The organism is Croceicoccus sp. Ery15 (assembly GCF_020985305.1).
GTDB lineage: Bacteria > Pseudomonadota > Alphaproteobacteria > Sphingomonadales > Sphingomonadaceae > Croceicoccus.
Map to the genome: position 1 here is coordinate 3,518,300 of NZ_CP087588.1, position 13,483 is coordinate 3,531,782.

General features: G+C 56.9%; 13 protein-coding genes. 3 read left to right on the top strand and 10 right to left on the bottom strand.

Annotated elements, in window-relative coordinates:
* Position 1: 1 nt before the first annotated feature.
* From LOZ77_RS17110 to LOZ77_RS17120, 3 genes are read right to left on the bottom strand one after another with little or no spacing between them, the layout of a single operon-like run.
* Positions 2 to 703, bottom strand: a complete 702-nt coding sequence (locus LOZ77_RS17110) for a WbqC family protein (protein WP_230280141.1) — start codon at positions 701 to 703, stop codon at positions 2 to 4.
* Positions 700 to 1,611, bottom strand: coding sequence for a hypothetical protein (locus LOZ77_RS17115; protein ID WP_230280142.1), 912 nt, complete (start codon positions 1,609 to 1,611; stop codon positions 700 to 702). Before LOZ77_RS17115 ends, LOZ77_RS17110 begins: the two co-directional genes overlap by 4 nt.
* Positions 1,608 to 3,098 (bottom strand): lipopolysaccharide biosynthesis protein, encoded by a 1,491-nt coding sequence (locus tag LOZ77_RS17120; RefSeq protein WP_230280143.1) that lies wholly within the window; start codon positions 3,096 to 3,098, stop codon positions 1,608 to 1,610. The genes LOZ77_RS17115 and LOZ77_RS17120 overlap by 4 nt, the downstream gene beginning before the upstream one ends.
* Positions 3,099 to 3,214: 116 nt before the next feature.
* Between LOZ77_RS17120 and LOZ77_RS17125 the strand changes: the two genes are divergently transcribed.
* Together LOZ77_RS17125 and LOZ77_RS17130 are read left to right on the top strand one after the other, a co-directional pair.
* Complete coding sequence (locus tag LOZ77_RS17125) at positions 3,215 to 4,399, top strand: glycosyltransferase (RefSeq protein WP_230280144.1); 1,185 nt, start codon at positions 3,215 to 3,217, stop codon at positions 4,397 to 4,399.
* Positions 4,386 to 5,324, top strand: coding sequence for a glycosyltransferase family 2 protein (locus LOZ77_RS17130; RefSeq protein WP_230280145.1), 939 nt, complete (start codon positions 4,386 to 4,388; stop codon positions 5,322 to 5,324). Before LOZ77_RS17125 ends, LOZ77_RS17130 begins: the two co-directional genes overlap by 14 nt.
* Here the strand turns inward: LOZ77_RS17130 and LOZ77_RS17135 are convergent.
* From LOZ77_RS17135 to LOZ77_RS17150, 4 genes are read right to left on the bottom strand one after another with little or no spacing between them, the layout of a single operon-like run.
* Complete coding sequence (locus tag LOZ77_RS17135) at positions 5,321 to 6,220, bottom strand: rhamnan synthesis F family protein (protein WP_230280146.1); 900 nt, start codon at positions 6,218 to 6,220, stop codon at positions 5,321 to 5,323. The two genes, LOZ77_RS17130 and LOZ77_RS17135, sit on opposite strands and share 4 nt — an antisense overlap.
* A gap of 12 nt (positions 6,221 to 6,232) precedes the next feature.
* On the bottom strand, positions 6,233 to 7,930 hold the full coding sequence (locus LOZ77_RS17140) for a glycosyltransferase family 39 protein (RefSeq protein ID WP_230280147.1): 1,698 nt from the start codon (positions 7,928 to 7,930) through the stop codon (positions 6,233 to 6,235).
* Positions 7,931 to 7,983: 53 nt separating this feature from the next.
* Entirely contained in the window at positions 7,984 to 9,642 is a 1,659-nt protein-coding gene (locus LOZ77_RS17145; RefSeq protein ID WP_230280148.1) for a hypothetical protein, read from the bottom strand.
* Positions 9,643 to 9,660: 18 nt separating this feature from the next.
* Positions 9,661 to 10,692, bottom strand: coding sequence for a glycosyltransferase family 2 protein (locus tag LOZ77_RS17150; RefSeq protein ID WP_230280149.1), 1,032 nt, complete (start codon positions 10,690 to 10,692; stop codon positions 9,661 to 9,663).
* Between the two features lie 151 nt (positions 10,693 to 10,843).
* Here LOZ77_RS17150 and LOZ77_RS17155 point away from each other — a divergent pair, with 151 nt between their 5' ends.
* On the top strand, positions 10,844 to 11,128 hold the full coding sequence (locus LOZ77_RS17155; RefSeq protein ID WP_230280150.1) for an HNH endonuclease: 285 nt from the start codon (positions 10,844 to 10,846) through the stop codon (positions 11,126 to 11,128).
* A gap of 57 nt (positions 11,129 to 11,185) precedes the next feature.
* On the opposite strand, the gene LOZ77_RS17160 is transcribed toward LOZ77_RS17155, so the two are convergent.
* The 3 genes from LOZ77_RS17160 to atpD all read right to left on the bottom strand — a co-directional run bounded on the left by LOZ77_RS17160 (position 11,186) and on the right by atpD (position 13,464).
* Positions 11,186 to 11,335 (bottom strand): hypothetical protein, encoded by a 150-nt coding sequence (locus LOZ77_RS17160; RefSeq protein ID WP_230280151.1) that lies wholly within the window; start codon positions 11,333 to 11,335, stop codon positions 11,186 to 11,188.
* A gap of 325 nt (positions 11,336 to 11,660) precedes the next feature.
* Positions 11,661 to 11,918 carry an ATP synthase F1 subunit epsilon gene (locus LOZ77_RS17165; protein ID WP_230281922.1) on the bottom strand — a complete coding sequence of 86 codons (258 nt, stop codon included), beginning with the start codon at positions 11,916 to 11,918 and terminating at the stop codon, positions 11,661 to 11,663.
* Between the two features lie 70 nt (positions 11,919 to 11,988).
* Positions 11,989 to 13,464, bottom strand: coding sequence for a F0F1 ATP synthase subunit beta (atpD, locus tag LOZ77_RS17170; RefSeq protein WP_230280152.1), 1,476 nt, complete (start codon positions 13,462 to 13,464; stop codon positions 11,989 to 11,991).
* Positions 13,465 to 13,483 lie beyond the last annotated feature (19 nt).

The window sequence follows — 13,483 nt, forward strand, 5'->3', positions numbered from 1 at the left end:
GTCAGGCAAGAGTTGCCCCTTCGATCATTGCGCGAACGGCATCCGCTTCATTGAACATCAGGACGTCAATGATGCTGAGGTTGGGAATAAAGTCACCTCCGAATTGACGGTAGGGTGGGCAAGATGGCTCTAGAAATGAAAGTTCCAGACCATGTGCCCGAAAGGCAGCAGCATCATAGAGTGACCTTCCCCCGGGCGCGTTGATATAACGGTCTGCGCCAAGCTTTTTGCACAGCGCGATGACCTTGTCCTGGCCGCGATGGTGCGGCGAACAGTCGATAGATGAGGAATCCACGAATTTTCGATTCCATCCCAGATAAGTGCAGATCTCTTCAAGCAGGAAGGCATTGAGTTTGGCCACATTGCGGTCCGGGTGCCGCAAGACCCCGTCGATCAATGCCATCACCTTGTCGTAGTGGGGGGCCCGGCCATAGCAATTCTCAAGGCGGGAGAGTTGAGGTCCGGTTTTGCCGTAATCTTCGTAATGACGCTGGTTAATGGCAAGCTTGTGTGAAGCGGTTTTGACCGGGAGTGTAAACCAGCTGTTTCCGCCAGCGGGATGAATGCGATTGCGATTGACAAAGCCGCCCTTTATGTATTGTGCGTCATCGTAAAGTGCAAATATGTCGCAAGCGGCCATTAGCTGAAAATAGCCGAGGTAGGGAAAGAAATACGGCTGCATGATCGCGATACTGAGCTTCACTGATTGGTGATCCCGAAATGCAGACAGCAATTGGTCACGAATTCGTGGATCATGCGATTTTCTTCCGCCTCTGCATCCGCCAGCCGCTGTAATAGTCGGTCGCGTGTCGCAATGGCCCATTCTATGTTCTCTTCCCCATAGGCAAGGCCGTAGCGTCGGTGCTCTTCCGGCATCCATTCTTCTACCGACACGCCTTCAACCGGAACGATGACGGGAATGCAGCCACACACGGCCGCATAGATATTGTTCATGGAATACAGGTCATACGAATACAGTCTCTTGCTTCGGCGATAGATCATGGCCTTCTCGGCGTGGCTAAGCTTGTCGACTGAAACGCAGTCCGCAGGATGTCGGTCTAGCACACGATCCGCCCCCTTGTGGACTACAAAGCAATTTTCGGTCCGCTCATGCCCGGCGTCGTAATACTCGCCGTTGAAATGCTGTATGCGCAGATGGTGCGACATTGTGCCATCCGGCAGAGTGTCGGCGAAACTGGGCATGTAATAGGCAAGCATCTCACTGCTAAGGTCGAAACTGCTCAACTGACGGTCCGTCGGACGATATAGCAGCCATCGAACGATCCTCTCGGCATCCACCGGGTTGCCAATGGCGACTTCTGGATAGACTATGATGGAATTCCTGATCTCGGCCCAGCGCGCTTTTCTGACAGGAAAGGGGCCATAGCCGTAACCAAGATGCCAGCGCTGCCAGATCAGCTGGCCCAGTCCGGACAGAGTTTTTGGGATAAACTTATGTGCTGACCAGATTTTCGCCTGGTAGCCTAATTCGTTCATGCGATTGCACAAGGCATGCAATGCGATGGCGCCGCCGCTGTTCTCATTATAGCGGGGCGCCCAGATTACGAATCTGAGTTGGCCCTTGTCGATGTCGGCAAAACTGTCACTCATGCCCTGCTCTCGTCGGGTCGGTCAGTTGTCACAGTGCCAATCCGCTGCCTGAACAAGGCGAAACCACTGTCGATTAGCAGATTGAAATGGCGGGCATTCATTAATCGTCCAATTCCAAAATAAATTACTGCGGCAATGACCGCCTCTATCATCAAGGTCAGATAGACCGGCAATGTCGACCATTCGCTTATCACAAATATCGCGCCGGCCATGGCGAGGGTAGGGATGGCCAATTGCCTCTGATCCCAAAACTGTTTGTAAATAGGGTAGTCGATCGTGTCCTTCGAATATTGAGAATTCAAGAACACCGCCACCGTCGCAGACAGAACCATCGACCATGCCAGCGCCGTCAGCCCGAAGAAGCTGAATGCGATGATCAGGCAAATGCCGATGGTCTTTTTCTGGAATTCAATCTGAAAATATCTCCTCGACTCCCCTCTCGCCAGCAACACTTGAAGGTTGACCATGCTGAAGGGATAAAGAAGTCCTGCCAATGCAGTGATCTGCAATACCGGGGCCGCCCCCATCCACTCTTGCCCGAATGCAACCTCGATGACCTGCGGGGCCGTTATAATCAAACCGGTCATCGCGGGAAAGGCAAACAGCGTCATCAAGCTCAGGGCAGAAGCCGTCGCCTTTTTCATGTCCCGGGCGTCCTCGATTCCGGAAAGTACGGGAAGCGAAATGCGGCCGACCAGCCCTGAAAGGACGGAATTAACCAGTGTCTGCATGGACAGGCCCCTGTCGAACAGGCCGACCGTGCGCACGTCAAAGAACTTGCCGAGCAAGGGTGCGGATCCGCGGGCATAAAATGCTTCCAGTGCTCCGGCACCGCCAATCCACAATGCCGAACGAAGCAGGGGGCCGGGCTTCGCTCCCGCCAAACGGAAACTGGGCAGCCAATTAGCTTGCACCCAAGATATAACTGTCGATATGCAGGCATTTGCAAGCAACATCGCCGCAAGGGACCAAGCTCCAGCCCCCCAAACCGCCAAGGCGGATCCCAACAAACCGGAAGATACTGTGGCGATAGTCCCGCTGAAAAATATCGCGCGATAATCGAGTTTGCGGCTGAGGATAGCGATCGGCACTGACCCCAGGGCAGTTATTATAATGACAAGCGCGATAGCTGGTATCAGCATTGACAAAACCGGCTGCCGAAAGAACAAGCTGATCGGCCCGCCCAAGGCAGCCAATGCAATGGCTAATAGTATGGCCAGCGCCAGGTTAAGCCAATAGAGCGCGCTTTCATCGGCTCGGTCCGTCCTTGGGTTCTGGATCAGTGCCGTTGTTATGCCGCCTTGAGTGAAGGCGCAGCACAAGGTTGCGAAGAAGGTAGCGATCGCGATGATTCCGAACTGGTCCGGGCCCAGCAATCTGGCCATCACTATGCTAAAGGTTAGCTGCCCGATCGATCGCACGATTAGGTCGAGCGCGCTCCATAGCCCAGCACGTGCGATCCTTGAGCGATCGTGCATGCCTTTCATCAGCCCCTCCCCCCGTCGGTTCGAAAACGCCACGGTTCTTAGTTCGGACGTTTCTTGCGTGAATTTCTCGGCAGTAAGCCTTTAAGGTGCATCTCGTTAATGGCTAGGCGATAAAGGTGGATGATAAGCCCATCATGCAAGAGCAACGGGGAAGTGCAATAATGCCTCGTATCCTGATGTGGGGAACCTATGATCTTGGCAAGCCCCGCACACGCATTATCCGGCAAAGCTTCAGCAAGGCAGGAATGGAAATCCATGAGATCCATTTCGATGTATGGCAGGGTGTCCAAGACAAGAGCCAGATAAACTCTTTCTTTCAAAGAATGATCATATTGCTGAAGCTTTTGGTGTATTATCCGGTTCTTATCGCCAGATATCTCTCTTCGTCTCACCACGATGTCGTCTTTGTCGGTTACATGGGCGTCTTCGATATTCTAGTGCTGGCTCCATTTGCTCGAATGCGTGGAGTGCCCATCGTCTGGGACGCGTTTCTTTCTGTTTATGACACGGTGGTGAACGATCGCAGGATGCTTCGGCCTTCATCGCCGATGGCGCGGCTGTTATTATGGATGGAGCGCACAGCTTGCAGATTGTCAACGCTTGTTGTCTTAGACACTCATGCCCATGCGGGCTTGATGGCAAGGGTCTTGGACCTGCCCGCAGATCGATTCCGTGCAGTAATGGTAGGTTGCGAGCAAAACTTCCGCGTAAAGCGAAGCCGTCATCGGCCAAGCAAGCGAACTGTTCTCTTCTATGGGCAGTTCATCCCACTTCACGGCATCGAGACGGTGGTGCAGGCAGCGCAAAGCGATCGAGGAAGAGACTGGCAATGGGTCCTTATCGGTACCGGCCAAGAAAGCACACGAATTACCGATATGATAGAACGTGGTGACGGGTCCAATATCGCGTCCATCCCTTGGGTACATTTTGATGATCTTGCCGATCACATCTGCAAGGCGGATATCTGTTTGGGGATATTCGGCCAGTCGGAGAAGGCAGCTAGCGTCATACCGAATAAGGTTTTCCAAGTTCTCGCGACTGGCATGCCGCTGATTACTCGCGATTCTCCGGCCATACGCGAACTGATTCATGACCCGCAGCCGGGCCTGTACTTGATCGTGCCGGGCAACCCCGAGGCCCTTCTCGATGCGCTTGACCGTTTCGAGCGCGAGGGCGAAGATCTGCCCGAGCAATTGCACGATCAGATCATAGCCCGGTTCTTACCAGCAAAGCTGAGTCGCGACTGGCGGACACTTGTGGACGAGGCCGTGAGATTGGGGGGCAAGCGTGGCCACAGTTGATATCTTACTAGGCACCTATAACGGCGCACGTTTCATCAATGAACAGCTTCACTCGCTCAGTGCCCAGACGCATCGCGACTGGCGGTTGATCCTGCGTGATGACGGATCCGCCGACGAAACGGTCGAGCTGGTGCGGAACTGGGCCCTTCGCGAAAGCGTCGATATGGTCGAAATTAATGATGGCTGTTCGAATTTGGGCGCTTGCCAAAATTTCGCACGGCTTATGGAGCATTCGCTCGCGCCCTACTTTGCGTTTTGTGATCAGGATGATGTCTGGATGCCAGACAAATTGGAACGCATGCTTGCGGCCTTGTTAGAAAGTGAGATTGAGGTCGGACATGATGTGCCACAACTAATTTATGGTGATGCCGTGGTTGCATCGGAAAGTCTGGAGGTGATTCACGCTTCATTCCGTCAATATACCTCTCGGTTGACAGATGCAGATGCACAGGATGTGGCTATGGTGATGCTTGGAAACGTAGCCCCTGGATGCGCTATGCTAGGTAACGCGGCATTGCGACGCGCGGCACTTCCGGTGCATCCTGATGCGCGCATGCACGATTGGTGGGTGACAATGGTCGCCCTTTCTCAAGGTAAATCGATCCAGATGGATCAAACCGTACTGTTCTACCGACAGCACGGCAGTAATGCGCTTGGCGTTCCTCAGTCTGGTATGATGGCTCTTAAACTCTTTCTGCGCAGCCCATCAAGTGCGCTAAATCGTGCTCGCAAGATGCTAGATCGTACAACCAGCCAAGCCCGTGCATTCGCCAGCACGTATGGCGAGGCTGGCAGAAACGCGACCGTTGCCGGATACGGGCGTATTAGTAGAAAAAGCCTTATCGCTCGCAAGACCTTTCTTTTCCGCAATAAGGTTCGAGCAGCAGATTGGGGAACCTTTATTGCGCTTATGTTGGTGATTTAGGTCGTGGACCGAGCTCCGGAAATGTCGGATTCTATTTCCGACAGGTCGAACCGCTCGCGGACCAAAGTTTCTCGCCATGCATCAACATTTTCAAGCAACATCCTGCGTTTAACAAAGGGAAAGCCATGTGCTGCCTGTTGTGGCCATTCCGTTGCGGTCGGATTTCTCCCGCTGATGGATGGAAAAAGGCATGCTGTTCGCAGGCCGATTGATCGCAAGCTGTTTGCCAGATCGATTTCAAGAGTAAGAATTACCTTGGCCCGGCTAACAATCCGTGGTTGCCACAAGCGGGAAAATACAGGCGAGTTGATTGCGGCACCGTTGAACAGGAGCGCGTAGGACTGCAAGTGCCATCGCCATTCCAGACTGTCCGAGAATCCAATCAAATCGGCATCGACATTCTCAGCATTTATTATCGAGGCGGCCAGCCTGTCACTTACGAATGTGCTGTCGTTTACGGTAGCCAACCTTTGAGTCTTTGACAGGTCGATTTCTTTGATGGCGCGTGCCCATGCAGCAAGGTCATGTCCAATGTTTTCTCGCTTGATCGCATGTCCGAATGGTACGTCGGGATGCTCAGAGTAATTGTCGAGCGCGATGATGAACACGATTGAATAGCCGCTTGATCGCCAAGTTTCCGCGTGACGAATGGCGCGAAACGGTATCCGGCCGTTAGGAGCGTAAGTGACGAAAAGACACAATTTCTCGGCGTCAGTCGACGGCTTCGGCGTCAGCCATTCGTAGCGCGCACGATCTCGCCGAGCGAGCCATCTATCCATGGCAATGAACGGCTTGGAACTGCGGATGCGACGAATAAGGACCGCAATTGGCGATGCAAATGCGGAGCAAATCCCGCCTCGGGCATAAAGTTGCCAGTTAATATAGTCTTCCCGCATCACAGAACATACTCAATAGTCGGTGAAAACAGTCATCCCGTTGATGTCGCCTGACGCCACTTCGCTACCATTGCCCCAGCGAAGCACGCTTACCTTTCGCCGATCGGGCACGACAAGATGCTCGCCGCGGGCAAGATCTACGACCTCGCCCGGCGAATAGAGGTAGCCGTCGATGCTAATGGCTGCATTTTCGATCCTGTAGGGTCCCGGGATGTTGATATCGACAATTCGTTCGCGATCACCCGGTGCTATGAACTTTCCGGCCAGATAGAACGGGCCGCGTGCGTGAATATAGTTGGTTTGAAGTATTGCGCGATCGGCGGGCAGGAGGCCCTTGCGATCGTCGCTTGGCGCAAATGCGTTGAGCAGTGCGGGCGTGTTGACAATAACCATTGGCACTGTTTCGCGCGCGATCGCTTCGCGGATGATGGGTCGGCCGACATTGCGATAGGATTCTAGGGCCCAGCCGGACCAATATTGATCGACGGCCCTGGGATAAGGAGCGAGAACCCCCGCATTATCGATATACTTTGCCTCTTCGCCAATCAGACCCGTCGCGATCTGCTGAAATCGGCGCTGATTTTCGATGACCTTCCGATCTTCTGCAATCCATACGGCGGCCGCATTGGCTAGAAAGGCGGCGGCAGTGAGATGTAAGCCAAAGCGCCGGACCAGCGCTTCAATTCCAATACTTGCTCCGATCACCACAGGTGCCAGGATGAACTGGTAAAAATACGGATAGGCGTTGAGATACACGAGCACGGATGCGAGAGGGGTCATCAGTAGTGCTATGCCGATCCGATGCGGCGTTGGGGTCTTTGAATTGCGAGCGATGACGAAAGCAGCGATAACGATTGCCGCACTGAGGAAAGGCGCGAGTGAGAATGCACGTACGGCGTATCGGGATTCGGGAAGGATGCCGCCGCCAAACATCCGTTCGGCCGCCGCATAAAGACCTTTGCAGATGGCAGTGAGCTGATCGGGCGTGACCAGAACTGCCGTAAAGGTCGCTATGCCGAAAATGGCAAGCGCAATCGCGATAATACGAGGGTGCGGCATGCGCAGACCTTGCATGCCTTCCCCAAGGAAGGGTAACGCGAGAAATGCTGGTAGGTAAAGCGCGCTCTTGATCGACGCGACGAATGCCAGCCCGATGAGCAGCAGAAAGAGCATCCATCGTGCTTTAGACCGGAGCTCATGTAGGCCAAGCACTAGTGCACTGGTCAACATGGCAGCCGCAATGGGGTCGGCACGCAACGCAATGCCGTGAGAGAATGTGTAGCCGCCGGTCATATAGGCCAGTGCGGCAAGCAAAGCGATTTGCCTGTTTACGAATCGTTGGGCGCCCAGTGCGATCATGAATGCTGTCCAGGCGAAGAACGGCCAGGTGAGCAGTCGGGCAACGATCACATGGTCTATGGCCGAGCCGGGTACCGTTGATACCCAACCGAAGAGATACGCGAAGGGGACCTGAAATATCTGGCGAGGACCGCCATGATAATGCTTGTGAAGCAAGCCATAATGCCAGAACTCGTCCCAATTGAGCGATTTTGCCGTGGCCAGCTCAAGTTGCATCAGCGAAACAATGCCGATTATTCCCAGCAGCAGATAGCGCGACATCGCAGATTGGGCGACGTGTCGGTCTTCGGCCCAATCCATTCGGTCTGTTTCGTTCCGAACATCCGATGAAATACGGGAAGCGAAGGTCATAGCAAGCTCCTAGCCGAAGAACTTCGCTAGCGGGAGAGCCAGATCTGGGGCAATCATAGCGGTACCCACAACGGTCCACGTGGAGGAAGTTCGCGCGGCCTTCCGACAATATCTGCCCAGATCAGCTTAACGGCGTTCCGACCTGGATTGACTATGCGATGATAACCACGCGTCAACGTGATTGTATCGCCTTGCGTGAAGCTTTTTCCGTCCACAGCCAGTTCTCCGCCTATGAGACGATATTCGCCCGGCACGAGAAATTCCTGTTGTCCATTTGCGCCGGGCGCTATTTGTCGCCCGGCGACCCAGACCGGCCATTGCCATTCAATATAGTTGCTTTGCAATGCGGCCACGTCCGCGGGCAAGAATTGCGTCTCGTCGGTCGCTCGCAGGACGTCGCTTAGAACCCACCAGTTTTCTAGAACGAGCGGGATCGGGCGGCGCTCCATTTCCTGACGATAGTGTGGAACGCCAGCATCTCGATAGGCCTGCATCGCCCAGGGCATTAGAAGCAGATTGCGCTTGTCGAAATCAGGAAGCGTGTTGGCATGATCGAAATAGGCCACAGGCGTTGGGAAGAGTCTTCGCACACCTTCCTCGACCGCCGATTGTCGGGCAAGCACCGCGTGATTGCTTATGGCAAAGAGGAAGATTGTAGATGCGCTCAAGGCTGCGGTTGCGACCGATGGGCGGACTTTCTTCAATACAGCGGTCATGACAGGAGCCAGTGAAACACTAACAGGGGCAAGCATGAAGACGAAATAATAGGATGCGGTATTTCGATAGAACAAGAGGGTGAGGATGATGGAGCCCATTCCGGCCAACGCCAGTTTCTCTTCCGATTGCATCGACGAATGCCAAATCAGCAGCGGAGCGGCCAGTATTGCGACAGTCGTGCCAGGCGAGAGCAGCAAGCCCTTCAACGCCATTCCGGCATTGGGCGGCTTGCCGACAAAGAACATATATTGGGCAGCGTTTGCGCTCAATCGCGCGCCGTGGCCGGCTGAAGCCGGAGCCAGCGGCATACCGGTCCGATGAAATGCATAAAGCAGGGCAAAGCAAACGGCCGACATGATCGCGAAGCCAACAAGCAGTAGCGCCATGCGCGGTGATTGGTCGGCTTCTCTCCAGCGCATCCATGCCATGCCGGCGAACGCAGGCAGAAATAATATGGATTTGATCGTAAAGATTCCTGCGAGGCCCACCAAGGTGCTTGCCAATAGCAGGCTGGTCGGATTGATCGGTGCCCGAGTCAGTACGACCAAGCTCCACATCAGCAAGCAGGTGGCGAAAGGATCGGCCCGGAAACTAAAGCCGTTCTGGAAAACATAGCTGAACGACACATAGGCTAGAGTAGCCATCAGCGATGGAGCGAGGTCGGCAAAGCGGCGGGCGAGCAAAAAAATCGCGACCAGAGTTGCCAATTCCAGTGCCAGCATCACCATGCGCGCAACAACGATTTGTTCCACGCCATTGCCGTCAAGCAAAGTCAGCCAGGCAAAGGCGCGCGCATGGAAGGTCTGCAATGGTAGGCCAAGTCGGCCGTCCTTAAATCCTATGATCTGTGAATAGTACCAGAATTCGTCCCAGTTGATGGCGCGCGTATGCACCATCACGGCCTGTGCGATCAGCAATAGTGCGATAGCAACCGACGGCCAGATAGCACTTTCCGCATCGGGCAGGGCAGCCCTTGGCCCGGTGCGGGCATACAAGTGCGCGGACCGCATGGCTTAACGGCTCCGGCGAGTGGGCGTGCGTTTGGCCTTGGCGGGAAGGGGAACCACATCCGCGGCCCGTTTGCCGGTCGGATCTACGGCGGGAACCTTGGCGGAGGTGGCTTCCTGTTCCGCCAGCCGTTCCTCTAGCTTGCGGACCTTGTGCAGCGTGGCTTCCAGCAGCTTGCGATTGGCAGTGATCAGGTCGGCCAGCATGCCCATCACGGCCACCAGCGCGCCCAGCACCAGCAGCGCGCCGCCGATGACCAGCGACTGGATATGGCCGCCGCCATCGCCGTTTACATAAAACCACAGGAACCGCAGGATCGGCACCAGCCCTGCAAAGGCCAGCAGCAGACCCGTGCCCACGAACACGCGCAGCGCGTTATAGGTGGTATAGGCGCGCACGATCGTTACGCCGGTCTGGCTAATGAAACGCGGAATCGATGTGAACAGGCGCGACGGGCGCGGCGTGGCATGGGTGCGTACCGGCACGCTAACGATCGCCATGCGCTTGCGACCGGCCTGGATCAGCATGTCGGTGGTATAGCTGAATTCGGTGGTGATGGTGATACGCTGCGCCGCCTCGCGGCTGATGGCGCGGAAACCGCTGACCGCGTCGGTGATTTCCGTGCCCGACAGACCGCGAACCACGGCGCTGCCCAGACGTTGCAGTCGGCGCTTGAACGGGCCGAAATGCGCATTCTTGCCGACGCCGCGGTCGCCGATGGCAATGTCGGCATCTCCGCGCAGGACCGGTTGGACCAGTGCCGCGATATCCGCGCCCTCATACTGGCCGTCGGCATCGGTGTTGACTATGATATCGGCGCCCGCCGCCAGACAGGCATCCAGTCCGGACTGAAACGCATTGGCCAGCCCGCGATTGCGACGATGGCGAACGATATGCTGTACGCCCCATTTGCGCGCGACTTCGGATGTATTGTCCCTGGACCCGTCATCGATGATCAGCACTTCGATCGTGTCGATGCCGGCAATCTCGCGCGGCAGGGCAGCCAGCGTCGCAGGCAGGTCGTCTGCCTCGTTCAAACACGGAATCTGGATGATAAGCCGCGTCAATCTCATTCCCCCTGGCGCGCAAGACTAGTCGATAGAGCGGCTATGGGCAATTTCGCTTGAGAAAACGTTAACCATGACCGGTGCTTGCGGAAAAACGGAGTGGCTGCCTAAGGTCGGATCGATGACCCGCGAACCGGATTCACCGCTCTGCTGGCTGTGCGCCCGGCCTTTGGGACGGCGGGTGGAGCGGCATCATACGGTGCCGAAAAGCAGGGGAGGGCGGGTGACGGTCGATGTGCACCCGATCTGTCACCGCAGCCTGCACGCGCGCTTTACCAATGCAGAGCTGGCGCGGCTGGGCGATGATGTGGCGGCGGTGCGGCGCGATGCCGACATGGCCGCCTTTCTGCGCTGGATCGCACGAAAGCCCCCCGACTTCCACGCGCCCACACGCAAGCGGAACTAGGCCGGGGCGCGCAAGCGAAATGAGACCGAGACGCGCAAGCGGAACCGGGCCGGAATCTCAGGCCAGACGCAGCAGGCGCTGGAGCAGGCCGGGTTCTTCCAGCGGCTGGATGCGGCCATAACGCTGACGCCGCATATTGGCGTCGGTAAATGGCCGCGGACTACTCCAGGCATCCTTGCCCGATTGATGGAATGTATATCTCGACACGCTCTTGCCCCCTTGGCAGTCGATATGGATGAGTATCGCTTAGCGGGGCCTTTAAGACGAGCGCGAGTTATCCGCTTTCGATCCGCAGCTTTATCCACAGTCGTGGGTCACACAAAGGTTAATGGCAAGGGTCGGAAACGATTGACATTTTTGTCAGTGCAGGCCCGCAACCTATTGTCTGCGCGCGTTTGCTGGCAGGCGATGGCGGGAGAGCCACACGGGCGGCGCGAAATAAAAAGGCCCGCGCGTGGCGGGCCCTTTCGATGCTCGGTCGCTGATTATGCACAGGCGGCGGAGTCGAATCGCGCCGGTGCGACAGGACGGATCAGTCCTCGACGTGCTCGGCCAGAACGGTCAGGCCCGCGTCGCCAACCTCGGCAAAGCCGCCCGAGACGGTGATGACTTCGGGCGTGGCGCCCGCGGTCTTGTAGATGCGCATCTGGCCGTCGGCGATGGTCGACATGAAGGGCGCGTGCCCTTCCAGCACGCCGAACGCACCCTCGCTGCCGGGGACTTCCACCATGTGAACGTCTTCCGAGCGGACCAGCTTGGCCGGAGTTACGAGTTCGAAATGCAGCGCCATCGTTTCAGCTTTCAATCATTGTCGTGAAGGAGAGGGCGGAAGCACGCTGCCTCCGCCCGTCTCAATCAAATCAGGCGTCTTCGGCCAGCTTCTTGGCCTTCTCGACGGCCTCGTCGATGCCGCCAACCATATAGAAGGCTGCTTCGGGCAGGTGGTCGTATTCGCCTTCGACAACGGCCTTGAACGACTTCACCGTGTCTTCCAGCTGGACGAACTTGCCGGGGATGCCGGTGAAGACTTCGGCCACGTGGAACGGCTGCGACAGGAACTTCTGGATCTTGCGCGCGCGCTGGACGGTGAGCTTATCTTCTTCCGAAAGCTCGTCCATGCCCAGAATGGCGATGATGTCCTGCAGCGACTTGTACTTCTGCAGCGTTTCCTGAACGGCGCGGGCCGTTTCATAGTGCTCGGTGCCGACGACGCGGGGTTCCAGAACGCGGCTGGTCGAATCCAGCGGGTCCACCGCGGGATAGATGCCCAGTTCCGAAATCGCACGGTTCAGCGTGGTCGTCGCGTCAAGGTGAGCGAACGAGGTGGCCGGTGCAGGGTCGGTAAGGTCGTCGGCCGGCACGTAGATGGCCTGAACCGAGGTGATCGAACCCTTAGTGGTCGAGGTGATGCGTTCCTGCAGCGCGCCCATGTCGGTCGACAGGGTGGGCTGGTAACCCACGGCCGAAGGAATACGGCCGAGCAGAGCCGACACTTCCGAACCCGCCTGGGTAAAGCGGAAGATGTTGTCGACGAAGAACAGCACGTCCTGCCCTTCCTGATCGCGGAAATATTCCGCCATGGTCAGGCCCGACAGCGCCACGCGGGCACGCGCGCCCGGGGGTTCGTTCATCTGGCCGAAGACGAGCGCCACCTTGGAACCGTCCGAGGTTGCGTTGCCGTCGGCATCCTTGGCGATAACGCCCGCGTCGAGGAATTCGTGATAGAGGTCGTTGCCTTCACGTGTCCGCTCACCCACGCCCGCGAACACGGACACGCCGCCGTGGCCCTTCGCGATATTGTTGATGAGTTCCTGGATGAGCACGGTCTTGCCCACGCCCGCGCCGCCGAACAGGCCGATCTTGCCGCCCTTTGCATAGGGGGCGAGCAGGTCGATGACCTTGATGCCGGTGACCAGAATGGCCGCTTCGGTCGACTGGTCGACAAATTCGGGAGCCTTGGCGTGGATCGGCGCATGCATGTCCGAACCGACGGGACCGCGTTCGTCGATGGGCTCGCCCACCACGTTCATGATGCGGCCCAGCGTCTTGGGGCCGACCGGAACCGAGATCTGCGCGCCGGTGTTCGCCACCGGCTGGCCGCGGGTCAGGCCGTCGGTCGCGTCCATGGCGATGGTGCGAACCGTGTTCTCGCCAAGGTGCTGCGCCACTTCGAGCACAAGGCGCTGGCCGTTGTTCTCGGTTTCCAGCGCGGTGAGGATCGCGGGCAGCTCGCCTTCAAAGATCACGTCGACGACAGCGCCGATGACCTGGCTGATCTTGCCCTGTGCGGGGACATTCGATGTGCCCGAGAAGTCGAGCGTGGGTGCGGTGGCCATGGGTGTTTCCTTGCCTATT